Raw genomic sequence first — 25,356 nt, 5'->3', positions numbered from 1 at the left:
GGATGACAACTAATGATCGAACGCTATACACGACCTGAAATGGGCAGCATCTGGACAGAAGAAAACAAATTCAAAGCATGGCTTGAAGTAGAAATCTTAGCTTGCGAGGCATGGTCTGAGCTTGGTGAAATCCCGAAAGAAGATGTTCAAAAACTTCGTAAAAATGCAAGCTTTGACATTGACCGCATTAACGAAATTGAACTAGAAACACGCCATGACGTAGTGGCATTTACCCGCGCTGTATCCGAAACACTTGGAGAAGAACGCAAATGGGTGCATTACGGATTAACGTCAACAGATGTAGTAGACACGGCCCTTTCTTATCTATTAAAGCAGGCGAACGACATTTTACGTAAAGACATTGAGAACTTTATTGACATCCTTCGCGACAAGGCGATTGAACATAAACACACGGTAATGATGGGCCGCACACACGGTGTTCATGCAGAACCGACAACATTTGGCTTGAAGATGGCCCTTTGGTATGAAGAAATGAAACGGAACCTTGAGCGCTTTAACGACGCAGCTGACGGCGTTCAATACGGAAAAATTTCCGGTGCAGTCGGCACATACGCAAACATCGATCCGTTCGTTGAGCAGTATGTTTGCGAAAAGCTGGGTACGAAACCAGCACCGGTTTCAACGCAGACTCTTCAGCGTGACCGCCATGCACATTATATGGCTACTCTTGCACTCGTTGCTGCATCTATCGAAAAATTCGCAACAGAGATTCGCGGCCTGCAAAAGTCAGAAACACGCGAAGTAGAAGAAGCATTTGCAAAAGGACAAAAAGGCTCATCAGCGATGCCGCATAAACGTAATCCAATCGGATCTGAAAACATGGTTGGCCTTGCGCGTGTGATTCGCGGCCATATGGTTACAGCATACGAGAATGTATCCCTTTGGCATGAGCGTGATATCTCCCATTCATCTGCAGAGCGCGTGATTCTGCCGGATGCAACGATTGCCTTGAATTACATGCTGAACCGTTTCGGCAACATTGTGAAGAACTTGACGGTATTCCCGGAAAACATGAAGCGCAATATGGACCGTACGCTTGGCCTTATTTACTCACAGCGTATTCTTCTTGCTTTGATCGACAAAGGCATGGCGCGGGAAGCAGCTTATGACACTGTACAGCCGCGGGCGATGGAAGCATGGGACAAGCAAGTTCAGTTCCGTTCACTTGTAGAAGCGGATGAAACGATCACATCGAAATTAACACCGGAAGAAATTGCTGACTGCTTTGACTATAACTACCATATCAAACATGTCGATACGATTTTTGACCGCATTGGTCTTTAATTAAACCGGAACCTGGGAGGATCACATCATGCAAAAAGGCAAGCAGCTCTACGAAGGAAAAGCAAAACGCATTTATGCAACAGACCAGGAAGATATCGTCTGGATCGAATATAAAAACTCAGCGACTGCTTTTAACGGTGAGAAAAAAGCAGAAATCGAAGGTAAAGGCCGCTTAAATAATTTAATCACAGGGCTGTTGTTTGAGAAGCTCGCCGAGCAGGGTATTCAGTCTCACTTTGTTGAGCAGCTGTCTGAAAACGAGCAGCTTGTGAAGCATGTTGACATTATTCCGCTTGAAGTTGTGGTGCGCAATGTTGCCGCTGGCAGCATTGCCAAGCGCCTCGGCTTTGAAGAAGGCGTGCGGTTTAAGGAGCCAATCGTTGAGTTTTATTACAAAAACGATGACCTCGGTGATCCGCTCTTAACAGAAGATCATATCCGTCTGCTTGACGTGGCAGCACCTGAAGAAGTGCAAATTTTGAAAAAAGAAGCTCTTCGTGTAAACGACGTACTCATTCCATTGTTTAGCGAAATGGGTGTTGACCTCATTGACTTTAAAATCGAATTTGGCCGTCAAAAGGATGGAAGCATTCTGCTGGCCGATGAAATTTCGCCGGATACATGCCGTCTATGGGAAAAAGGCACAAATCGCAAACTCGATAAAGACTTGTTCCGCCGGGATCTTGGCGGACTGACAGAAGCATATACCGAAATCTACAATCGACTTGGAGGAACTCTATAATGTATAAAGTGAAAGTTTACGTAACACTTCGTGAAAGTGTATTAGACCCGCAAGGAAAAGCAGTACAGCAATCTCTGTCAAACCTTGGCTACCAGGGAGTAGAAGAAGTGCGCATCGGCAAATACATGGAGCTTCAATTCGATGATTCTGTTCGTGACGTAGAGGGCACAGTCAAAGAAGTATGTGAAAAACTTTTGTCAAACCCGGTTATTGAAGATTACCGATATGAAATCGAGGAGAGTGCGAAACAGTGAAATTTGCAGTCATCGTATTTCCAGGATCTAACTGTGACGTGGACATGTACCATGCAGTAAAAGACGAATTAGGCGAGCAGGTTGATCTTGTCTGGCATGATGCGGACAACCTTGATGAATATGACGGTATTTTGCTTCCAGGAGGCTTTTCATACGGAGACTACCTGCGTTCGGGCGCGATCGCTCACATGTCAAACGTAATGGCCGCAGTTAAACGTGCTGCGGAAGCGGGCAAGCCGGTTCTTGGTGTCTGCAACGGGTTTCAAATTTTGCTTGAATCAGGCCTTCTTCCAGGAGCTATGCTTCGTAACAAAAATTTAAAGTTTATTTGCCGGACGGTAGAGCTGTCTGTTGAAAATAATGAAACGATGTTTACTTCTTTATACGAAAAAGGCGAAAAAATCAGCATTCCAGTTGCACACGGTGAAGGAAACTACTACTGTGACGAAGCAACACTTGCAAAACTGAAGGAAAACAATCAAATTGCCTTCACATATGCGAGCGATGTAAACGGAAGCCTTTCTGATATTGCAGGTATTACAAACGAAAAAGGCAACGTACTTGGCATGATGCCGCATCCGGAGCGGGCTGTTGATGAGCTTCTTGGCAGCGCGGATGGCCTTAAACTTTTCCAATCAATTGTAAAGCACTGGAGGAATTCTCATGTCGTTAATGCTTGAACCAAATCCACAGCAAATTAAAGACGAAAAACTATACAGCACAATGGGCTTAACGGATGAAGAATTTGCGAAAGTAGAAAAAATTCTTGGCCGTCTGCCAAACTACGCAGAAACAGGTCTTTTCTCGGTTATGTGGTCAGAGCATTGCAGCTATAAAAATTCCAAACCTGTTTTAAGCCGTTTCCCAACAAAAGGCGAGCACGTTTTGCAGGGACCGGGTGAAGGCGCTGGTATCGTTGATATCGGTGACGGTCAGGCCGTTGCGTTTAAAATTGAAAGTCATAACCACCCATCTGCTATTGAGCCATACCAGGGCGCAGCAACAGGTGTCGGCGGTATCATCCGTGATGTATTCTCAATGGGTGCCCGTCCGGTTGCGATTTTAAACTCACTTCGTTTCGGTGAACTTGAAACAGCACGTGTAAAGTATTTGTTTGAAGAAGTTGTTGCCGGTATTGCTGGTTACGGAAACTGCATCGGGATCCCAACAGTCGGCGGTGAAATCGGCTTTGATCCGTCTTATGACGGCAATCCGCTTGTGAATGCAATGTGTGTGGGACTGATTGATCATAAAGATATTCAAAAAGGCCAGGCAAAAGGCGTTGGCAACACCGTAATGTATGTAGGAGCGAAAACAGGCCGCGATGGTATTCACGGTGCAACATTCGCTTCAGAAGAATTAAGCGAAAGCTCAGATGAAAAACGCCCAGCGGTACAGGTTGGCGACCCATTCATGGAAAAATTGCTTTTAGAAGCATGCCTTGAGCTTATTTACAACCATCAGGACGTTCTTGTCGGCATTCAAGATATGGGTGCTGCCGGCTTAACAAGCTCGTCAGCAGAAATGGCGTCAAAATCCGGATCAGGAATTGAAATGAACCTTGATTTGATTCCGCAGCGCGAAACAGGCATGACACCATATGAAATGATGCTGTCTGAATCACAGGAGCGCATGCTGATCGTTGTGAAAAAAGGACACGAAAAAGAAATCGAAGATCTTTTTGCGAAATACGGTCTTGAAGCGGCATCAGTTGGTGTCGTAACAGACGACAAAATGCTTCGTTTGATTCATAAAGGCGAAGTAGCAGCAGAAGTACCGGTTGATGCGCTGGCAGAAGATGCACCAGTGTACCACAAGCCATCTGCAGAGCCGGAATACTTCCGTACGTTCCAGGCAATGGAAAACGTAACACCGGACGTTACAGATCACAAAGAAACACTTGTGAAATTGCTTCAGCAGCCGACGATTGCAAGCAAAGAGTGGGTGTATGACCAATACGATTACCAAGTTCGTACAAATACAGTGGTAGCGCCAGGATCAGACGCAGCGGTAATCCGTCTGCGCGGCACAAACAAAGCACTTGCGATGACAACAGACTGTAACGCACGTTACATTTACCTTGATCCGAAAACAGGCGGTAAAATTGCCGTGGCAGAAGCGGCCCGTAATATCGTAGCTTCTGGTGCCCGTCCACTCGCGATTACAGACGGCTTAAACTACGGAAGCCCTGAGAATCCAGGCGTATTCTGGCAGCTTGAGCAGTCAGCAGACGGAATTAGTGAAGCATGCCTTGCGCTTCAATCACCGGTTATCGGCGGAAACGTATCTCTTTATAATGAAACAAACGGTACAGCTATTTACCCGACACCAATTATCGGCATGGTCGGATTGATTGAAGACGTGAACCATATTACGACACAAGCAGCGAAGCAGGCTGGTGACCTCGTATACGTAATTGGAGACGCTGCAAACGACTTTGGCGGCAGCGAACTGCAAAAATTGATGAATGATGGCGATATTTTCGGCCAATCACCAGCTATTGATTTGACAGTGGAAAAAGCACGCCAGGATGCACTTCTTGCGGCTATTCAGTCGGGTCTTGTTCAATCAGCTCATGATATTTCAGAAGGTGGATTTGCCGTAGCACTTGTTGAAAAATTATTCGGCACAGGTCTTGGCGCCCGCGTTTCTCTTCAAGGTGAAGCAACGGCTGCCCTATTTGCAGAAACACAGTCACGCTTTGTCATTACAGTGAAGCCAGAAAACAAAGAAGCGTTTGAAGCAGCCGTACAGGATGCAAAACAAATTGGTGAAGTAACAGCTCAGCCAGTGGCATCAATTTCAATTAACGGAGAAGAAGTGGTACAGGCACCGGTTAGTGAACTGGAGGATGCCTGGAAAGGAGCTATTCCATGCTTGCTGAACTCAGAGGCTTAAATGAAGAGTGTGGCGTCTTCGGGGTTTTTGGACACGAAAATGCATCACAAATCACATATTATGGCCTGCAAAGCTTACAGCACCGCGGACAAGAAGGCGCCGGCGTCGTGATGAGCGACGGAGAACGCCTTCGCGGCCATAAAGGTGAAGGGCTTGTTACAGAAATTTTCAACCAGGATATTATCAACGGTTTAACAGGAACAGCAGCCATTGGGCATGTTCGTTACCAAACAGCAGGAGGCGGCGGCTACCAAAATGTACAGCCGCTCCTGTTCCACTTTCAAACAGGCAGCCTGGCGCTTGCGCATAACGGAAACCTTGTCAATGCTACATCGCTGAAGCGTGAACTGGAAGCTCAGGGAAGCATTTTCCAGACAACGTCTGACACTGAAGTACTGGCACACTTAATCCGCCGCAGCACATATGGCACGATCAAAGACCGTTTGAAAACGGCTCTTTCCATGGTAAAAGGAGCTTATGCGTTTCTTATCATGACGGAAAATGAAATGCATGTAGCACTTGATCCACAAGGGCTGCGCCCGCTTTCAATCGGCAAACTTGGCGATGCTTATGTGGTTGCCTCTGAAACGTGCGCCTTTGATATTATTGGTGCTGAGTTTTTACGTGATGTGGAGCCGGGTGAATTGATTACCATTAATGAAGACGGTCTTCATTCTGAACAGTTTGCCGCAGCGATCAGTGACGCAATGTGCACGATGGAATATGTTTATTTCTCCCGTCCGGACAGTAATATTCATGGCGTGAATGTTCACAGTGCCCGTAAACGCCTCGGTAAGATGCTGGCACAAGAAGTAGATCCAGCGGTACTGGAAGCCGATGTTGTCACGGGTGTACCGGATTCGAGTATTTCTGCTGCTATCGGTTTTGCAGAAGCAACAGGTATTCCATATGAGCTTGGTTTAATTAAAAATCGTTACGTTGGCCGGACATTTATTCAGCCGTCCCAGTCTCTTCGTGAGCAGGGGGTTAAAATGAAGCTTTCTCCTGTACGCGGGGTTGTAGAAGGCAAAAAAGTGGTTATGGTGGATGACTCGATTGTCCGCGGCACAACGAGCAGACGGATCGTTACAATGCTCAAAGAAGCCGGCGCAAAAGAAGTACACGTGGTGATCAGCTCGCCAGCCATTAAGCATCCATGCTTTTATGGAATTGATACATCTGAAAAAGGCGAATTGATCGCTGCACACTATACAAATGAAGAATTACGTGAATTGATCGGAGCAGATTCTCTTACGTATTTAAGCGTAGAGGGCACGATTGAAGCAATCGGCCATCGCAAAAGCGAGCTTGGCGAATGCGGCCAGTGCATGGCCTGCTTTACAGGGGAATACCCGACGGAGATTTTCCCAGATACACAGCATCCGCATGATAAAGAAGTCATGTGCTAACAGGAGGAACAAAAATGGCAAAATCGTATGAAGCAGCCGGTGTAAACATCGAGGCAGGGTACGAAGCGGTAGAACGGATGAAAAAACATGTAGAGCGGACGAAGCGCGCCGGTGTAATGGGAGCGCTCGGCAGTTTCGGGGGCATGTTTGATCTGTCATCACTGCAGTTAAAGGAGCCGGTTCTTGTTTCCGGAACAGATGGCGTCGGCACAAAACTAAAGCTTGCGTTTATGATGGACAAGCATGATACGATTGGCATCGACTGTGTAGCCATGTGTGTCAACGATGTTGTCGTACAGGGAGCAGAGCCCCTGTTTTTCCTTGATTATATTGCATGCGGCAAAGCAGTGCCGGAAAAAATCGAACAAATCGTTAAAGGAGTAGCGGACGGCTGCGAGCAGGCGGGCTGTGCCCTTATTGGCGGAGAAACAGCAGAAATGCCGGGACTTTACGATGAGGAAGAATACGATATGGCCGGATTTACGGTTGGCGCTGTTGAAAAGAGCAGCGTTGTAACAGGTGAAAACGTAAAAGAAGGCGACGTGCTGATCGGTCTCGCATCGAGCGGGATTCACAGCAACGGTTATTCACTCGTTCGCAAAATTTTCTTTGAAACACATAACCTTGATGTAAACGCGCAGGTAGAAGGTCTTTCAGTTCCGCTTGGAGAAGCGCTTCTTGAACCAACACGTATTTATGTGAAGCCGGTTCTATCCGTACTAAAGCAAGTGGCTGTAAACGGGATGGCGCACATTACAGGAGGCGGATTTGTGGAAAACATTCCGCGTGCTCTGCCAAAAGGCCTTGGCGCTTCAATTGAAGCTGGTTCGTGGCCGGTACCGGACATTTTTAATGTACTTGAGACGTATGGAGAGCTTGACCGCCAGGAAATGTACAATATTTTCAATATGGGTATTGGCTTTGTATTGATTGTATCGAAAGAAGAAGAAGCAAACGTAAAAGCAGCACTCGAAGCAGCTGGTGAAACAGCTTATACAATCGGACGTGTTGTGAGCGGCGAAGGAGTTACCGTTCAATGACGAAAATTGCCTTGTTTGCATCCGGCAGCGGAAGCAACGTGCAGGCAATTGCCGAGGCGGTGGCAGCAGGAAAGGTTCCTGCTGAAATCGCCTTGCTCGTCTGCGATAAACCGGATGCGTATGTACTTGAACGCGCAAAAGCACTCGACATCCCGGCGTTTTCATTTCAGCCGAAACAATACGAATCAAAAGCAGCGTTTGAGAGTGAAATTGTGGACCGCTTGCAGGAGGCAGGGGTTGAATTTATTTTTCTAGCCGGCTATATGCGTTTGATCGGCCCTGTTTTACTGAATGCATACCGGAACCGGATCGTAAACATTCACCCGTCTCTTCTGCCGGCTTTTCCAGGAAAAGATGCGATCGGCCAGGCGTTTGACGCAGGGGTAAAAATATCCGGCGTTACCGTTCACTTTGTTGATGAAGGGATGGACACCGGCCCGATCATTGATCAGGAATGTGTACGAATTGATTCCGGCATGACGCGCAGCGATGTACAGGCTGCCATTCAACGGATTGAACACAGCCTTTATCCGAATGTAATCACCAAACTTTTGAACCAACATAGGGAGGAACAAACACAATGACGAAACGCGCATTAATCAGCGTATCAGATAAAAGCGGCGTAACTGAATTTGCGAGAGAAATTGCGGCGCTTGGCTATGAAATTGTTTCAACAGGCGGCACGAAAAAAATGCTTGCAGAAGCAGGTGTACCGGTAAAAGGCGTAACAGATGTAACCGGGTTTCCGGAAATTCTAGAAGGCCGCGTTAAAACGCTGAACCCGTTCATTCACGGCGGCCTGCTTGCGAAACACGGCGAGCCGGATCATCAAAAGCAGCTTGAAGAGCACAATATTCAGCCAATCGATATCGTCTGCGTGAACTTGTACCCATTCCAGCAAACGATCGCAAAGCCGGATGTCACAACAGAAGATGCGATTGAAAACATCGACATCGGCGGCCCGGCCATGCTTCGTGCGTCTGCGAAAAACCACGAATATGTGACTGTAATTGTGGATTCAAGTGATTACGATCAAGTGCTGTCTGAACTGAAAGGCGAAGGTAAAACAACGCTTGAAACGCGCCGCAAGCTTGCTGCAAAAGTGTTCCGCCATACAGCTGCGTATGATGCGATGATTGCCGGCTTTATGACGGATCTTGCCGGGGAAGAAAACCCTGAAAAGCTGACTGTTACGTATGAATTAAAGCAATCGCTCCGCTACGGCGAGAACCCGCATCAAAAAGCGGCGTTTTATTCACAGCCGCTTGGCTCTTCTTTCTCTGTGGCACAAGCTGATCAGCTGCATGGAAAAGAGCTTTCATATAACAACATCCGTGATACAGACGCCGCCCTTCAAATCGTAAAAGAATTCGACGAGCCGGCTGCGGTAGCCGTGAAGCACATGAATCCTTGCGGTGTTGGAGCAGGAGAAACGATTGAAGAAGCATATGCCCGTGCATATGAAGCAGATCCAACTTCTATTTTCGGCGGTATTGTGGCATTGAACCGCCCTGTATCAAAAGAGCTTGCCCAAAAGCTGCATGAGATTTTCCTTGAGATCATTGTGGCGCCGTCTTTTGATGCAGAAGCGATTGACGTACTGTCTCAAAAGAAAAACATCCGCCTCCTAACGCTTGATTTCGCAAACGGCAAAAAAGGCGAAAAAGTACTCACATCTGTTGAAGGCGGCTTGCTTTCGCAAGATTTGGATGAACTGTCTCTTGCGGATGCAGACGTGAAAGTTGCGACGAAACGCCAGCCGACAGAAGAAGAATGGAAAGCCATGAAACTGGGCTGGAAAGTTGTGAAGCATGTTAAGTCAAACGCAATTGTTGTGTCCGACGACAAAATGACACTTGGTGTTGGTGCGGGACAAATGAACCGTGTTGGTGCAGCGAAAATTGCGCTTGAGCAGGCTGGTGAAAAAGCAAAAGGAGCCGCTCTTGCCTCAGATGCATTCTTCCCAATGGATGACACTGTTGAAGCGGCTGCCAAAGCGGGTATTACAGCTATTATTCAGCCGGGTGGATCAATCCGGGATGAAGATTCCATTAAAAAAGCGGATGAATACGGCATTACAATGGTAATGACAGGTATTCGCCATTTCAAACATTAAGAGGGGGCTTTTCTCATGAACGTACTCGTTGTAGGACGCGGCGGACGCGAGCACGCCATTTGTAAAAAAGTGGCGGAAAGCCCGCTTGTTCAAACCGTTTTTTGCGCACCGGGGAATGCCGGAATCGCGCAGGATGCAAGCATTGTTGATATCGATGAAATGAACTTTGCCGACCTGGCTGCTTTTGCAAAAGAGCAGGGCGTTGACCTTGTAATTGTGGGTCCAGAAAACCCGCTTTCTGCCGGAATTACGGATTATTTAGAAGGCGAGGGACTGAAAGTATTCGGTCCACAACAAAATGCAGCTATTTTAGAAGGCAGTAAATCCTTCTCGAAAATGATGATGGAAAAGTACAATATTCCAACCGCACGCTATCAGTCATTTGAGGATTACGAAGCAGCAAAAGCATATATCCAGCAAGAGGGTGCACCGATCGTGCTGAAAGCGGACGGCCTGGCTGCCGGAAAAGGCGTTACCGTTGCGATGACGATGAATGAAGCGCTTGAGGCGCTGGATGATATGATGCTCGATAAAAAATTCGGTGATGCTTCTGCACGCGTTGTCGTAGAGCAATTTTTGCAGGGAGAAGAATATTCTCTTATGGCATTTGTACATGGCGAAAATGTATATCCGATGGAAGCAGCACAGGATCATAAGCGTGCATTTGATAACGACGAAGGTCCAAACACAGGCGGCATGGGTGCTTATTCACCGGTTCCGCACATTTCACAGGCCATTCACGACCAGTCGGTAGAAGAGATTCTCCGTCCGATCGCAAAAGGCATGGTTGCGGAAGGCCGTTCGTTTACGGGCATTATTTTTGCAGGTTTAATGCTTACAGAAGAAGGACCGAAAACGATTGAATTTAATGCCCGTTTTGGTGATCCGGAAACGCAGGTTGTACTGCCGCGTCTTGAAAATGATCTTGTTCAGGTGATGCTTGATGTGCTTGATGGCAGAGACCCTGAACTCGCTTGGAAAGAAGAATCCGTTCTCGGTATTGTTCTGGCAGCGAAAGGCTACCCGGAAGCATACGAGAAAGGCAATGAGCTCAAAGGGCTCCAGGCTATTGATGCAGGATCTGTTATCCACGCTGGCACGTATGCAGATGGAGATGTTATCCGCGCGAATGGCGGCCGTGTGCTTCTTGTTGCAGGAAGTGGAGCAAACCCGGTTGAAGCTCAGCAAAACGCGTATGAAAAAATGCAGCATATCGATACGGAACATTTCTTTTTCCGTAAGGATATCGGCAGCCGCGCTATTGCGAAAGCCCGTTTATAAAAAGAAAGCAGGGGGAGTTTCCCCCTGCTTTTTAGCCTATAGACAAATGATATGGATGACCGTGCACAATGAAGGGGATGGATCGGCGGCGTCCAGGCAGCTCCGCTTTCCATGGGGCAGGCGCTGAGCCCGGCTTCGCCTGACGGCTTCACTGGTCTCAGCTGCCCGCTCGTCCCATAGGAGTCTGCGCTGCCCTCCCGCCGCCAAGTGGCTTGCGACAAGATTGTATGGAGCTAATAAGGTCATATCTTTCTGTTTAAAAAAGAGAAAATGTCTAGTCAGTCCTTGCTTATGGATCTTTGACACCACTTAGTGAAGTCCGGCCGGCTTCACTTACCGGCTCTTTTTTAAAAGCGAAAGATTTTGTCTACACACTAAAAGCAGGGGGAGTTTCCCCCTGCTTTTTCGCGTTAAATCGGGACAAAAAAAGAAGGGGATTTACCCGATTTGTCCCGAAAATCAGACTAATGCAAGTTTCTTGCCAAAAGTTCGAACTTTTTTCACAAAATCGATGATTCTTTAATGCTTTACTGTGTGATCTATGTTACGATGGAGGTCAATCGCACAGTTGAAAGCGATCTCATTTTGAAAGGAACGATTGGTATGTCTGATTTAACACATAGATGGAGAAACAAAAAAATACGTGAACAGGTTGCCGTAGTAGACCGTAAAAAAGCGCCGACGCTTGTTTTGAAGAATGCGCGTTATCTTCATTCAGCTATGAAGCGCTGGCTGCAGGGAAACATCTGGATCTATGAAAACCGTATTGTCTACATCGGAGACGACCTTCCAGACCATGCGGATGAGATCGTTGACTGCACCGGAAAAACGATCGTGCCCGGCTATATTGAACCGCACGTTCACCCCTTTTTAATTTACAATCCAAAAACCTTTTCCGAATATGCGGCAAAGCGCGGAACGACCACTCTTATCAATGACAACTTGATGATGATGCTGGCCCTTACAAAAAAGAAAGCGTTTTCTTTAATTGAAGAGCTGAATAAGCAGCCGGTTTCGATGTACTGGTGGTGCCGGTATGATGCCCAAACCGAAATTGAAAATGAAGATGATGTTTTTGCAAACGGCACGGTAAGTGCCTGGCTGAAAAATGAATGTGTCATTCAAGGCGGTGAATTGACCGGCTGGCCCAAGCTTTTAGATGGAGACGATATGATGCTGTATTGGATGCAGGAAACAAAAGCAGCTAATAAGCGGATCGAAGGGCATTTCCCTGGTGCCTCGGAAAAAACATTGACGAAGATGACCTTGTTTGGAGCGGACGGCGATCATGAATCGATGACCGGAGAAGACGTAAGAAAACGCCTGATGAATGGCATGATGGTCACACTCCGTCATTCATCCATCCGTCCGGATCTTGAAAACCTGCTGACAGAGATGAAAGAGCTTGACCTCGATCAGTACGACATGATGATGCTGACAACAGACGGTCCATCGCCTGTTTTTTGTAAGGACGGGCTGACCGATAAATTAATCCGCATCGCCATCGAAAATGGGGTGCCGCCTATCGATGCATATCATATGGCGTCATATAACGCTGCTCGTTATTATCGCATGGAACATATACATGGCATGATTGCACCTGGACGCCTGGCAAGTGTAAACATTTTAACAAGTGAATTTGACCCAACACCGGAAGCAGTGCTGTCAAGAGGCATGTGGGTGAAAAAAAGCGGCCAGGAAGCGAGTCCATTCCCGCCTGTTGCCTGGCAGCGGTTCGGGCATACGAAAATGCGGCTCGACTGGGAACTACGGGAGGATGATTTGCAATTTTCGATGCCGTTTGGTATAGAAATGGTCAACAATGTCATCACCAAGCCATGCAGTGTCGTGAAAGATGTGGCTGGAGAGCATTTTTATATGGAGCATGACCAAAATTACCTCGTTCTCCTCGATTACGAAGGAAAGTGGCGGGTAAACACAACTATCAAAGGATTTGCTACAAACGTGCAGGGATTTGCCTCCTCGTTTTCCAGCACGGAGGATATTGTTTTGATTGGTTCATCCAAAGAGGAAATGAAGCGGGCATTTAACCGGGTGAAAGAACTGGGCGGAGGCATTGTGCTCGCAGAGAACGGAAAAATCATTCATGAAATCCCGCTTACACTGTCCGGCATCATGTCAGATCAGCCGTTTGAAACGGTAATGGAACAAGAAGCCAAGCTGCGGGAACTGCTGTCAGCACGTGGCTATCCATATGAAGATCCCATCTATTCACTGTTGTTTTTAACGTCCACTCACCTGCCTTATATCCGTCTTACCTCGCAGGGGATATATGACGTTATGAAGAAAACGATACTCTTTCCAACGATAATGCGTTAAAATAGTAAAGTAAAACTATTTTCGGAGTGTCGATATGAGAAAAAAATGGATGGCAATGGCTGCAGCAGCCGTTTTAATCAGCGGATGTTCAAGTGCCGAGCCTGCCAGCAAAAATGAAAAAAGTGAGCTCAATCCTTTAACAGGCATTCAATCATCAGATAATGCACACCGGGCTGTAGCGGTCGTGATTAGCAATCATCCGTCAGCCCGTCCACAGACGGCTCTTGAGAAAGCGGATATTGTATATGAAATTTTGACAGAAGGCGGCATCACTCGTTTTTTAGCCATCTATCAAAGCGAATATCCAGATAAAGCGGGACCTGTACGGAGCGCACGCGATTATCTTGTCGAGCTTTCTAAAGGGTACGATGCACTGTTTTTAGCCCACGGCTATAGTCCAGAAGCGCAGGAGATGCTGCTGTCCGGTGAAGTAGATCAGGTTAATGGTATCCAGCATGATGGCGATGTGTTTAAGCGGGACCCGTCCCGGAAAGCACCGCATAATTCATACGTAGATATGAAGGAAGCGTTCCATGTTGCGGAAGAAAAAGGCTACAGCTTAAATGACGCGCCGTCGCGGCTGGCTTTTTTATCGAAGAAGGAAGCAGCGTCGTTGACCGGTGACCCAGCAGAAGCATTTTCTATTCGGCCGTCATCAAATGATTCGTTCGAATCAAGATATGAGTATGATGGCGATCAATACCGCCGGACGATAGACAGGGCAGAGATCGAAGCAGATAATGTTTTCGTCATCGAAGCGGACCATCGTGTTGTCGATGCAAAAGGGCGTCTGGATATTGATTTAACCTCTGGTGGAGATGCGTTTCTTTTTCAAGAAGGTGTCATGAACCTGGTGAAATGGCGCAATCAGGATGGACGGATCGTGCCTAATACAGAAAGCGGTCCTGCTTTTGTAACAGGAAAAACGTGGATTCATGTAGTGCCGGCCTCAAGAGGATTAAATAAAGCAGTAAAGGTAGAAATAGATGGTGAAGGGAATGGAAGTTGATTATGCAGATAGATAAGTTGCGGGGGAGGGAGCTGGACCAGCTGTTTCAAGCTGTCCTCTCGCTGAAGGATCTGGAAGAATGCTATCGATTTTTCGATGATCTGTGCACAGTAAATGAAATTCAGTCACTGGCCCAGCGTCTTGAAGTAGCAAGGATGCTTCAAGAAGGCAAAACCTATCATAAAATTGAAACGGAAACCGGTGCATCAACCGCTACTATTTCCCGTGTGAAACGATGCTTAAACTATGGAAATGACGGCTATGAATTCGTGTTGAAGCGCGTATACGATAAAGAATAAAACAAAAAAGCAGCTCTTTTAAGAGCTGCTTTTTTCTGTATACAGAGAAGGCGTTCTTAAAAGAGTATAAATAAGGAAGTGGAACGAAACCGTTTCGTTGAACGAATGAAGCGGGCGCTGTTTCATGATATAATACGAAGTTGTAGTTGAATGAATGGAGGCAGTGCACATGTATGATGTTCGCGAATGGCGGCATGTGTTTAAATTAGATCCGAATAAACCGATAGATGATGAATTGCTCGAACGTGTATGCGAATCTGGAACGAATGCTATTGTAGTAGGCGGTTCAGATGGCGTTACGCTGGATAATGTACTGGACTTAATGGTACGGGTGCGCCGCTTCCCGCTTCCATGCGTGCTGGAAGTATCGTCACTTGAAATCGTAACGCCGGGCTTTGATTTGTATTTGATTCCAACCGTTTTAAATACGAACCGGGCCGAATGGATTACCGGCCTGCACGTGGAAGCGATGAAAGAATACGGCGATTTAATGGACCCGGGTGAATTGATTGTAGAGGGCTATTGTATTGCGAACCCTGATTGCAAGGCAGCGAAACTGACTGGTGTTTCCGAAAAGCCGGATACGGAGGATGTCATTGCGTATGCACGTCTGGCCGGCCACTTATGGAAGCTGCCTGTTTTTTATTTGGAATACAGCGGCACGTATGGTGACCTTGAAGCCGCGCAGCAAGCGGGCGAAGTGTTAAAAGAAACCGAAACCGTGTTTTTCTACGGAGGCGGTATTCAAACAGCCCAGCAGGCAAAAGAAATTGGGCAGTATGCAGATGTAGTCGTTGTCGGAAATGCGGTTTATGAAAAGCCGGAAGAAGCATTAAAAACCGTCGCGGCGGTTCAAAAATAGTGTATAATAAAGAACAAACGTTCTAAATGGTGGTGGCAGGATGCAATTTTTAACAGATCGATTATTAAACGGCTTGAACCCGCAGCAGCAGGAGGCCGTTAAAACAACAGAAGGGCCGCTCCTAATTATGGCTGGAGCGGGCTCAGGCAAAACCCGGGTGCTGACACACCGGATTGCCTATTTAATTGTTGAAAAAGAAATCAATCCCTATAACATTTTGGCGCTTACGTTTACCAATAAAGCGGCGCGTGAAATGAAAGACCGAATTGGTGCGCTGCTCGGCGGTGCAGCTGAAGAAATCTGGATGTCGACATTCCACTCCATGTGTGTGCGCATTTTGCGCCGGGATATTGACCGGATTGGCTACAGCCGGAACTTTACGATTTTAGATACAGCAGATCAGCTTTCGGTCATTAAAAGCATTTTAAAAGATTTAAATATTGATCCGAAAAAGTTTGATCCGCGGGCGCTGCTTGGCGCGATCAGCTCGTCTAAAAACATTTTGGTGGATGCGGCAGCGTTTGCGCGCCAGCAGGGCGGCTATATGGATAAAGTTACGTCTGATGTGTACACGGAATATGAAAAGCGCTTAAAGAAAAACAATGCGCTTGATTTTGACGATTTGATTATGCTGACGATCCGCCTGTTTGAGCGGGTGCCGGAAGTATTGGAGTTTTATCAGCGCAAATTTCAGTATATTCACGTGGATGAGTATCAGGATACGAATAAGTCGCAGTACACCCTTGTAAAGCAGCTGGCGAGCCGGTTTCAAAATTTGTGCGTAGTCGGCGACAGTGATCAGAGCATTTATCGCTGGCGCGGTGCGGATATTGCGAATATTTTATCTTTCGAAAAAGATTATCCGCATGCAAAAGCGATTATTCTTGAACAAAACTACCGGTCAACAGGACGGATTCTACAGGCAGCGAATGAAGTGATTGAAAACAATTCCAACCGGAAGCCGAAAAAGCTGTGGACTGAAAATGTGGACGGGAAAAAAATCGCTTATTTCCGGGCTGACAGCGAACGGACAGAAGCTGAATTTGTGGCCGGTAAAATAAAAGAGCTTTCCGCCACGGGAAGAAAGCCGTCTGATTTTGCTGTTTTGTACCGCACAAATGCCCAGTCGCGTTTGATTGAGGAAACACTGATGAAGTCAAACATTGACTATACGATCGTCGGCGGTATTAAATTCTATGATCGGAAGGAAATTAAAGACCTGCTCGCGTATTTGCGCTTGATTGCAAATCCGGATGATGATATCAGCTTGTCGCGTGTCATTAATGTGCCGAAGAGGGGCCTCGGTTCCACGTCACTTGATAAAATTGCCCGCTACGCGCAGGAGAACGACATTTCCATGTTTAGGGCTCTTGCAGAAGTCGATTTTATTGGTTTAAGCGGTAAAGCGGCGAATGCAGCAGCTGATTTTCGTGATCTGATTCATGCTTATACGCAGCAGCAGGAATACTTATCTGTCTCCGAGCTTGTAGAAGAAGTGATTGACCGGACCGGGTACGTGGACATGCTTGCAGCGGAAAAAACAATTGAAGCGCAGACGCGGATTGAAAATATCGAAGAGTTTTTATCCGTCACAAAGTCTTTTGAAGAATCAAACGAAGACAAAACGCTTATTGCTTTTTTAACAGATCTGGCGCTTGTTGCGGATATCGACCAGCTAGGCAAAGAAGAAGGGCCGGCAGAATCCGTCGTCCTTATGACGCTTCATTCCGCTAAAGGGCTTGAATTCCCCGTTGTATTCCTGATTGGACTGGAAGAAGGCGTCTTTCCTCACAGCCGCTCGCTTATGGATGATGAGGAAATGGAAGAAGAACGCCGTCTTGCGTATGTCGGGATTACCCGTGCGGAAGAAGAGCTATATATGACCAATGCGGAAATGCGGACACTATACGGAAAAACAAACATGAATCCTGTGTCGCGCTTTATCAGCGAAATTCCAGAGGATCTGCTTGAATCAGAGAATCCGAAACGGCAGCCGCGAAAAGCGATGCCGTTTGGCCAAAAAACACGTCCGGCTGTAACACGCCCGCAAACGAGTGTGGCGGCAGGGCTGGAGTGGCGTGTTGGCGATAAAGCGGCGCATAAAAAATGGGGAACAGGAACCGTTGTGGCGGTAAAAGGAAGCGGCGACAGCACAGAGCTGGACATTGCGTTCCCGAGTCCAACCGGCATTAAGCGGCTTCTTGCACAATTCGCACCGATTGAAAAGATATAAAAGCCGGTTTAAAGAATCGAAGGCCCGCACACGCCGCGTCCTGCGGCAGCGCCTTTGTAACCCACGTGATGTGAACACCGGAGAAGGAGATTGTATATGGATATAAAAACAGCCGAACAGCGTGTGAAGGAACTGCATGACACGCTGAATAAATACAGCTATGAATATTATGTAATGGATCAGCCTTCGGTGCCAGATTCAGAATACGACCGGCTGTTAAAAGAGCTGAATGACATTGAAGCGCAATTTCCACAGCTGCAAACACCGGACTCACCGACGCAGCGTGTCGGCGGAGCGGTTCTGGATGCTTTTCAAAAAGTGCGCCACGATACGCCAATGCTTAGTCTTGGCAATGCCTTTAACGAAGAAGACCTGCGGGATTTTGACCGCCGCGTCCATCAGCTTGTCGGCCACGCCAATTACTCTTACGTATGCGAACTGAAGATTGACGGGCTTGCTGTTGCGCTTAAATACGAGAATGGAATGTTTGTGCAGGGCGCTACACGCGGTGATGGAACAACGGGAGAAGACATTACGGCAAATTTAAAAACGATTCACTCCATTCCACTTCGGCTGTCCGAGCCGCTTACAATGGAAGTGCGCGGCGAAGCTTTTATGCCAAAGCAGTCATTTATCGCCTTAAATGCGATTCGCGACGAAAAAGGAGAAGAGCCGTTTGCCAATCCGCGGAATGCAGCAGCAGGGTCCCTTCGCCAGCTGGACCCCCGCATTGCCGCTTCGCGGAACCTTGATATCTTCTTGTACGGCATTGCGAACCCGGGACCGCTTGGAATCAGCACGCATAGCGAAGGGCTGGATCTGCTTGATACGCTTGGTTTTAAAACGAACAAAGAGCGGCGCGTATGCCAAACGATTGAAAACGTAATTACCTATGTCGAGGAGCAGTCCGAAAAGCGGGCGAAGCTGCCGTATGAAATTGATGGAATCGTCATTAAGGTAAATTCGCTTGATCAGCAGGACGAGCTTGGATTTACGGCGAAAAGCCCGCGCTGGGCCACTGCTTTTAAATTTCCGGCAGAAGAGGTTGTCACAAAGCTTGTAGACATTGAGCTGAGTGTAGGACGCACAGGAGTGGTTACGCCAACGGCCATTTTACAGCCGGTTCGTGTTGCAGGCACAACCGTCAGTCGTGCTTCACTTCATAATGAAGATTTAATCCGTGAAAAAGACATTCGGATCGGTGATATGGTTGTAGTGAAAAAAGCCGGTGATATTATTCCGGAAGTGGTCAGTGTACTGGCTGACCGCCGCACCGGTGAAGAAAAAGAATTCCGCATGCCGGAAGTGTGTCCGGATTGCGGCAGTGAACTGGTCCGCCTGGAAGAAGAAGTGGCGCTTCGCTGTATAAACCCGCAGTGCCCGGCTCAAATCCGCGAGGGTCTGACGCACTTTGTGTCGCGTAATGCGATGAATATTGAAGGGCTCGGCGAAAAAGTGATTGCGCAGCTGTACCGTGAAGAACTGATTAAAGATGTAGCGGATTTATATACGCTTCAACGGGAGGATTTGCTGAAGCTTGAACGAATGGGAGAAAAATCGGTAGACAATTTGTTATCCGCTATTGAATCGTCCAAAAACAACTCGCTGGAACGGCTTTTATTCGGCCTTGGCATCCGTCATGTCGGCGCAAAAGCAGCAAGAATACTGGCGATGGAGTTTGGCACAATGGACCGCTTAAGAGAAGTGACAGAAGAAGAATTGACGGCTATTCATGAAATTGGCGGCAAGATGGCGGATGCAGTTGTGACGTATTTCCAGCAGCCGGAAGTAGCCGAGCTGATTGAAAAGCTGAAAGCAGCAGGCGTCAATATGTCCTATGAAGGACCGATTCGCCCGGCAGTTGCAGAAGGAGAATCTCCTTTTGCCGGCAAGACGGTTGTGCTGACAGGAAAGCTGATCCAGCTTACGCGTAATGAAGCCAAGGAACGAATTGAAGCGCTCGGCGGGAACGTCACCGGCAGTGTCAGTAAAAAAACAGATCTTGTGATTGCGGGAGAGGAAGCGGGTTCGAAGCTTGAAAAAGCGGAAAAGCTTAGCATTGAAGTTTGGGATGAACAACGGTTTATGGATGAACTTACAAAATAAGAGGTGGCTTTTTTGAAAAAGAAATGGGTCCTGGCGGCAGTATCCGCCATGCTGCTTATGGGTGGATGCGCGCCGGCGCTGCAAAACAATGATGAAGTAACACAGGGAGATGGAGAGGAAAAAACATCTGTTATTCCAACCTATCAAATCTCGGACAGTTATTACCGCACGATCGTACCGTTTGAACCAGGCAAAGCGCGTGGCCTTGTCGTTTCCAATTTAAACACACGCTATGATATTGCTGAATTTGAAACGGGCTTAATGCGGATTGCACAGGAGAATTTTTCCCCAGAGCAATTTTTCTTTCAGGAAGGACAGGTGCTGGATGGAGATGTGATCCGGTCCTGGCTGAGCAGAAAGTATACAGATGCACAGTTAAAAGAAAACGAGCTGACAGCAAAAGAGAATCTTGGGCTGAACCCAATAGATACAGGGGAAGGGTCCGTTGACGAAAGAAACGAAAGAGCACCGATTTATTTGGCTCATATTATGGAGCAGGACTATTTAACGAAAAAAGAGGATAACTCTTTGCAGCTCGACGGCATGGTGATCGGGCTTGCGCTTAATTCCGTTCATTATTATCAAAAGGAAGAATACGGCGCACAGTACGAATTTAAAATGGATGACGAAACGGTTGAAAGAGAAGGCAAGAAAATCGCTGCGGAAGTAGCTTCGCGCCTTCGTTCGATGGACAAAACAAAAAACATTCCGATCACGATTGCTTTATTTAAGCAGGCGCCGCAAAACTCGGTAACAGCGGGAAATTTCATTGCTTATACCCACCTTGATGCAGGTGATGCGGATACATCCGACTGGAAAGCGATCAATGAAAAATACGTATTGTTCCCATCCAGCTCTGCGGAAGAAGACCATCGGGAAGACTCTACGTATTTCGCTAACTTTAAGCAGGATATTGAATCTTATTTCGATGGCACAAATGGTGTAATTGGACGCGGACTTTATAGCGGGGAAGAGCTGACAAGCTTGAAAATTGAGATTCCAATTCAGTTTTACGGAAAAGCGGAAGCGATTGGCTTTACGCAGTATGTAACCGGCCTTGTGATGGAGCATTTTCCGGCATACATTCCGGTTGAAGTAAGTATTACGTCAACAGGCGGCCCGGAAGCGCTTATTGTGAAGGAAGCGAATGCGAAAGAACCATATGTTCATATTTACGAATAAGGAAGAACCTGATTTCATCCAGCTGGGTGAAATCAGGTTTTTTTATTTGCCTCAACAAAAAAAGTTGCACATGAGCAACATATGGCATACACTAATAAAAAAAAAGATGGAGGAGAGCGCAGATGGATGAGAATGTGATGCTGGCCCTCGGTTTAACATTATTCGCTGGTCTTGCAACAGGTATTGGCAGTGCGCTGGCATTTTTCACATCGCGTACAAACACAAAGTTTCTCGCCTGGGCGCTTGGGTTTTCAGCGGGTGTGATGATTTACGTCTCGATGATCGAAATTTTTGTAAAAGCGAAAGATGCGCTTGTTTTAGAGCATGGGGAGAAAACGGGCTATTGGCTGACCGTCATCGGCTTTTTTGCCGGCATTGCTGTCATCGCTTTGATCGACAAGTTTATTCCGTCAACCGGAAATCCGCACGAGACGAAAACAGTAGAAGAATTTCATAAAGAGCCGGAGCGGGATGAATACGCCAAGCTTAAAAAAATGGGGATTTTTACTGCGATCGCTATTGCCATTCACAATTTTCCGGAGGGCATTGCAACTTTTGCATCGGCCATTCAGGATCCAGCTCTCGGTATTGCGATTGCAGTGGCAGTTGCCATTCATAATATTCCAGAAGGCATTGCAGTGGCTGTACCTCTTTACTTTGCGACAGGCAGCCGTAAAAAAGCGTTTAAATGGTCCTTTTTGTCGGGCCTTTCAGAGCCGGTAGGAGCGCTTGTAGCCTGGATCGTTTTAATGCCTTATTTAACAGATACGATGTTTGGCATGATTTTCGCTGGTGTTGCCGGCATTATGGTGTTTATTTCACTTGATGAACTGCTCCCGGCTGCCCAAAAGTACGACCAGACACATCTCGCCATTTACGGGATTGTCTCCGGGATGGCTGTTATGGCGCTCAGTTTATTGCTTCTTTTATAAAATGAAAAGCCGGAAGAATTTATTCTTCCGGCTTTATTTTTTTGAATTTTTTAAAAAATGGGTTGGCAAGCAAAATATACTGTTATATAATACAAATTGTAATAAACAATCTGTTTTATAACAAAGGGGATGTTTTAAAATGGGGAATACGGATCAAGCACGGGTGAATCAGCTTCAACAATCATGGGAAAACGATGCTAGATGGAAAGGGATTAAACGGCCTTATTCGGCAGAAGAAGTGATCAAGCTTCGCGGCTCCATCGATATCGAGCATACATTGGCTCAGCGCGGCGCTGACAAACTATGGAGTCTGGTAACAGGAGAAGGCTTCGTGAATGCACTCGGTGCCCTGACGGGAAACCAGGCTGTACAGCAGGTAAAAGCAGGTTTGAAAGCGATTTATTTAAGCGGCTGGCAAGTCGCTGCCGATGCCAATCTTTCAGGCCATATGTATCCCGATCAAAGCTTGTATCCGGCAAACAGCGTGCCAAATGTTGTAAAGCGAATCAACCAGGCGCTTCAGCGTGCTGACCAGATCGCGCATATGGAAGGTGATCATTCCACTGATTATTTCGCTCCGGTTGTAGCCGATGCTGAAGCTGGCTTTGGGGGACAGCTTAATGTATTTGAATTGATGAAAGGGATGATTGAAGCGGGTGCAGCAGGTGTCCACTTTGAGGATCAGCTTTCTTCAGAGAAAAAATGCGGGCATCTGGGGGGGAAAGTACTCCTGCCGACACAAACGGCTGTACGAAACTTAATTGCGGCACGCCTTGCAGCAGATGTAATGGGGACGCCAACGGTTTTAATCGCACGTACAGATGCAGATGCAGCGGACCTGATCACCAGTGACATCGATCCGGCTGATGCTCCGTTTATTACAGGTGAACGCACATCTGAAGGCTTTTTCCGGACGAAAGCGGGCCTTGATCAAGCCATTGCACGCGGTCTTGCCTATGCGCCATATGCAGATATGATCTGGTGCGAAACATCCGAACCGAATCTGGAGGATGCACAGCGCTTTGCGGATGCCATTCATGAAAAATTCCCGGACAAATTGCTTGCGTACAACTGCTCGCCTTCCTTTAACTGGAAAGCGAAACTCGATGATGAAACCATTGAGAAATACCAAGTGGAACTTGGAAAGATGGGCTACAAATTCCAGTTTGTTACACTTGCCGGCTTCCATACGTTGAATTACAGCATGTTCCAGCTTGCAAGCGGATATAAAGACCGAGGAATGAGTGCTTACTCGGAACTTCAGCAGGCGGAGTTTGCAGCGGAAAAAGATGGATACACAGCGACCCGGCACCAGCGTGAAGTAGGGACTGGCTATTTTGATGCCGTGTCGATGACGGTAACGGGAGGCCAGTCTTCTACAACAGCATTGAAAGGGTCAACAGAAGAAGAACAATTTCAAACAAACTGATCAGCCACGAACAAAGGGATTTGTCTTGCATTGGGGGATGCAAAATAGATAAGAACCGCCTTCATTTTGGAGGGCGGTTCTTCTTTTTGTTCACGCGGGCTGAAATCATGGTAAAATAGACTTTGTGCAATTATTAGCGTACAAATTTTTTACGGAGGTGGATTCCATTGACGCGAATTTCAGAAGAACAAGTCCGGCACGTGGCCCATTTGGCGCGCCTTGCGGTTACGGACGAAGAAGTGCATACATTTACAGAACAGCTCGATGCGATCATTACATTTGCCGAGCAGCTGAATGAACTGGATACATCAAACGTGCAGCCGACATCACACGTTTTAAATATGAAGAATGTATTGCGGAAAGACGAATCGGCACCAGGACTAGACCGGGAAGAAGTATTGAAAAATGCACCGGATCAGCAGGACGGCCAAATTCGAGTTCCGTCCATTATCGAGTAAGGAGGAGAGACCGTGTCATTATTTGATCACAAATTAACCGAGATTCAATCGATGATCGACAAAAAAGAAGTATCGATTCCGGATCTTGTGGATGAATCATTCAAACGCATCGCCGCTGTAGACGGAGATGTAAAAGCATTTCTTGCATTAGATGAAGAGCGTGCCCGCAAGCAGGCGGAAGAAGCACAAGGTGCAGGGAAAACCGGTATTTTATCAGGGATTCCGATTGGCATAAAAGATAATATCGTTACAAAAGGACTCCGCACGACTGCTGCCAGCCAAATCCTTCACAACTTTGACCCGATTTATGATGCAACCGTGGTAAATAAGCTTCGTGAAGCCGGAACAATTACAGTCGGCAAGTTAAACATGGACGAATTTGCGATGGGCTCATCAACGGAAAACTCAAGCTTCCAAAAAACACGTAACCCATGGAATTTAGCTCACGTGCCAGGCGGTTCATCAGGCGGCTCTGCTGCGGCTGTTGCAGCAGGCGAAGTACCGTTTTCACTTGGCTCAGATACAGGCGGATCGATTCGCCAGCCGGCTTCTTTCTGCGGCGTAGTCGGCATGAAACCTACATACGGACGCGTATCCCGCTTTGGCTTGATTGCTTTTGCATCGTCTCTTGACCAGATTGGGCCTATTACACGCAACGTAGAAGACAATGCGCATCTTTTAGAAGCGATTGTCGGGGTTGATCCGTACGATTCTACTTCGGCGAATGTGCCGGCTGAAAGCTTTGCTGCCGGATTGACAGGCGACATTAAAGGCTTGCGCATTGCTGTACCGAAAGAATACCTTGGAGAAGGTGTTTCAGAAGAAGTAAGACAGTCTGTTCTTGCGGCGCTGAAAGTATTGGAAGGGCTTGGTGCTACGTGGGAAGAAGTATCTCTTCCGCATTCAAAATACGGCGTGGCTACGTACTACCTGCTCGCGTCATCTGAAGCGTCATCCAACCTGGCCCGTTTTGACGGTATCCGCTACGGCTACCGTGCAGAAGGCGCAGAAAACTTAATCGATTTATACAAAAAAACACGTGCAGAAGGCTTCGGCGACGAAGTAAAACGCCGGATTATGCTTGGTACGTTTGCGCTAAGCTCAGGCTACTACGACGCGTATTATAAAAAAGCGCAGCAAGTGCGCACACTGATTAAAAAAGACTTTGAAGATGTGTTCGCAAGCTATGACGTGATCATCGGCCCTACAACACCAACACCGGCGTTTAAAATCGGCGAAATTATCGACGATCCGTTAACAATGTACGCAAATGACATTTTAACGATTCCAGTAAACCTTGCTGGCGTACCGGGTATTTCCGTTCCATGCGGATTCGCAGAAAACGGGCTGCCGCTTGGCCTGCAGATTATTGGACGCCATTTCGATGAAAAGAACGTATACCGTGTTGCGCATGCGTACGAGCAGGCAACTGATTTCCATAAAGAAAAGCCGAAGCTGTAA

21 protein-coding genes are annotated in these 25,356 nt (G+C 47.1%); all 21 read left to right on the top strand.

The genetic code is table 11. The features are described 5' to 3' along the window. The first annotated feature begins 12 nt into the window (after nucleotides 1-12). The 21 genes from purB (at nucleotide 13) to gatA (ending at nucleotide 25,356) form a co-directional block, all read left to right on the top strand. Nucleotides 13-1,305: an adenylosuccinate lyase gene (gene purB / locus RG959_RS09035; RefSeq protein WP_342796811.1), complete on the top strand. Its 1,293-nt coding sequence runs from the start codon at nucleotides 13-15 to the stop codon at nucleotides 1,303-1,305. Between the two features lie 28 nt (nucleotides 1,306-1,333). After that, nucleotides 1,334-2,047: a phosphoribosylaminoimidazolesuccinocarboxamide synthase gene (purC, locus tag RG959_RS09030; RefSeq protein WP_342796810.1), complete on the top strand. Its 714-nt coding sequence runs from the start codon at nucleotides 1,334-1,336 to the stop codon at nucleotides 2,045-2,047. Continuing rightward, complete coding sequence (gene purS, locus RG959_RS09025; RefSeq protein WP_050181945.1) at nucleotides 2,047-2,301, top strand: phosphoribosylformylglycinamidine synthase subunit PurS; 255 nt, start codon at nucleotides 2,047-2,049, stop codon at nucleotides 2,299-2,301. The genes purC and purS overlap by 1 nt, the downstream gene beginning before the upstream one ends. Next, complete coding sequence (gene purQ, locus RG959_RS09020) at nucleotides 2,298-2,981, top strand: phosphoribosylformylglycinamidine synthase subunit PurQ (RefSeq protein ID WP_309090170.1); 684 nt, start codon at nucleotides 2,298-2,300, stop codon at nucleotides 2,979-2,981. The genes purS and purQ overlap by 4 nt, the downstream gene beginning before the upstream one ends. Next, entirely contained in the window at nucleotides 2,965-5,199 is a 2,235-nt protein-coding gene (purL, locus tag RG959_RS09015; RefSeq protein ID WP_342796809.1) for a phosphoribosylformylglycinamidine synthase subunit PurL, read from the top strand. The genes purQ and purL overlap by 17 nt, the downstream gene beginning before the upstream one ends. Next, on the top strand, nucleotides 5,175-6,608 hold the full coding sequence (purF, locus tag RG959_RS09010; RefSeq protein ID WP_342796808.1) for an amidophosphoribosyltransferase: 1,434 nt from the start codon (nucleotides 5,175-5,177) through the stop codon (nucleotides 6,606-6,608). Before purL ends, purF begins: the two co-directional genes overlap by 25 nt. 14 nt (nucleotides 6,609-6,622) lie before the next feature. Continuing rightward, nucleotides 6,623-7,648, top strand: a complete 1,026-nt coding sequence (purM, locus tag RG959_RS09005; protein ID WP_342796807.1) for a phosphoribosylformylglycinamidine cyclo-ligase — start codon at nucleotides 6,623-6,625, stop codon at nucleotides 7,646-7,648. Then, on the top strand, nucleotides 7,645-8,232 hold the full coding sequence (gene purN, locus RG959_RS09000) for a phosphoribosylglycinamide formyltransferase (RefSeq protein WP_251272656.1): 588 nt from the start codon (nucleotides 7,645-7,647) through the stop codon (nucleotides 8,230-8,232). Before purM ends, purN begins: the two co-directional genes overlap by 4 nt. Then, nucleotides 8,229-9,764: a bifunctional phosphoribosylaminoimidazolecarboxamide formyltransferase/IMP cyclohydrolase gene (purH, locus tag RG959_RS08995; RefSeq protein ID WP_342796806.1), complete on the top strand. Its 1,536-nt coding sequence runs from the start codon at nucleotides 8,229-8,231 to the stop codon at nucleotides 9,762-9,764. The genes purN and purH overlap by 4 nt, the downstream gene beginning before the upstream one ends. 15 nt (nucleotides 9,765-9,779) lie before the next feature. Beyond that, nucleotides 9,780-11,045 (top strand): phosphoribosylamine--glycine ligase, encoded by a 1,266-nt coding sequence (gene purD, locus RG959_RS08990; RefSeq protein WP_342796805.1) that lies wholly within the window; start codon nucleotides 9,780-9,782, stop codon nucleotides 11,043-11,045. 603 nt (nucleotides 11,046-11,648) lie between these two features. Continuing rightward, complete coding sequence (locus tag RG959_RS08985; RefSeq protein WP_342796804.1) at nucleotides 11,649-13,385, top strand: adenine deaminase C-terminal domain-containing protein; 1,737 nt, start codon at nucleotides 11,649-11,651, stop codon at nucleotides 13,383-13,385. A 34-nt stretch (nucleotides 13,386-13,419) separates the two neighbouring features. Beyond that, nucleotides 13,420-14,394 carry a DUF3048 domain-containing protein gene (locus tag RG959_RS08980; RefSeq protein WP_342796803.1) on the top strand — a complete coding sequence of 325 codons (975 nt, stop codon included), beginning with the start codon at nucleotides 13,420-13,422 and terminating at the stop codon, nucleotides 14,392-14,394. A gap of 2 nt (nucleotides 14,395-14,396) precedes the next feature. Beyond that, nucleotides 14,397-14,693: a YerC/YecD family TrpR-related protein gene (locus RG959_RS08975; protein WP_242233935.1), complete on the top strand. Its 297-nt coding sequence runs from the start codon at nucleotides 14,397-14,399 to the stop codon at nucleotides 14,691-14,693. Between the two features lie 169 nt (nucleotides 14,694-14,862). Continuing rightward, the gene (gene pcrB, locus RG959_RS08970; protein WP_342796802.1) at nucleotides 14,863-15,555 is read left to right on the top strand and encodes a heptaprenylglyceryl phosphate synthase; all 693 of its coding nucleotides are present in this window, start codon (nucleotides 14,863-14,865) and stop codon (nucleotides 15,553-15,555) included. A gap of 40 nt (nucleotides 15,556-15,595) precedes the next feature. Continuing rightward, complete coding sequence (gene pcrA, locus RG959_RS08965) at nucleotides 15,596-17,788, top strand: DNA helicase PcrA (protein ID WP_342796801.1); 2,193 nt, start codon at nucleotides 15,596-15,598, stop codon at nucleotides 17,786-17,788. Between the two features lie 96 nt (nucleotides 17,789-17,884). Beyond that, the gene (ligA, locus tag RG959_RS08960; protein WP_342796800.1) at nucleotides 17,885-19,894 is read left to right on the top strand and encodes an NAD-dependent DNA ligase LigA; all 2,010 of its coding nucleotides are present in this window, start codon (nucleotides 17,885-17,887) and stop codon (nucleotides 19,892-19,894) included. A 12-nt stretch (nucleotides 19,895-19,906) separates the two neighbouring features. Then, complete coding sequence (locus RG959_RS08955; protein ID WP_342796799.1) at nucleotides 19,907-21,076, top strand: CamS family sex pheromone protein; 1,170 nt, start codon at nucleotides 19,907-19,909, stop codon at nucleotides 21,074-21,076. A 122-nt stretch (nucleotides 21,077-21,198) separates the two neighbouring features. After that, nucleotides 21,199-22,008 carry a zinc transporter ZupT gene (gene zupT / locus RG959_RS08950; RefSeq protein ID WP_342796798.1) on the top strand — a complete coding sequence of 270 codons (810 nt, stop codon included), beginning with the start codon at nucleotides 21,199-21,201 and terminating at the stop codon, nucleotides 22,006-22,008. A gap of 139 nt (nucleotides 22,009-22,147) precedes the next feature. Further along, nucleotides 22,148-23,437: an isocitrate lyase gene (aceA, locus tag RG959_RS08945; RefSeq protein WP_342796797.1), complete on the top strand. Its 1,290-nt coding sequence runs from the start codon at nucleotides 22,148-22,150 to the stop codon at nucleotides 23,435-23,437. A 167-nt stretch (nucleotides 23,438-23,604) separates the two neighbouring features. Beyond that, nucleotides 23,605-23,895: an Asp-tRNA(Asn)/Glu-tRNA(Gln) amidotransferase subunit GatC gene (gatC, locus tag RG959_RS08940; protein ID WP_050181916.1), complete on the top strand. Its 291-nt coding sequence runs from the start codon at nucleotides 23,605-23,607 to the stop codon at nucleotides 23,893-23,895. Between the two features lie 12 nt (nucleotides 23,896-23,907). After that, nucleotides 23,908-25,356 carry an Asp-tRNA(Asn)/Glu-tRNA(Gln) amidotransferase subunit GatA gene (gene gatA, locus RG959_RS08935; RefSeq protein ID WP_315693147.1) on the top strand — a complete coding sequence of 483 codons (1,449 nt, stop codon included), beginning with the start codon at nucleotides 23,908-23,910 and terminating at the stop codon, nucleotides 25,354-25,356.

It is taken from the genome of Domibacillus sp. 8LH, assembly GCF_038806185.1.
In the GTDB taxonomy this organism is placed as follows: Bacteria; Bacillota; Bacilli; order Bacillales; family Domibacillaceae; genus Domibacillus; species Domibacillus indicus_A.
This window is presented reverse-complemented; position numbering and strand designations above follow the sequence as displayed.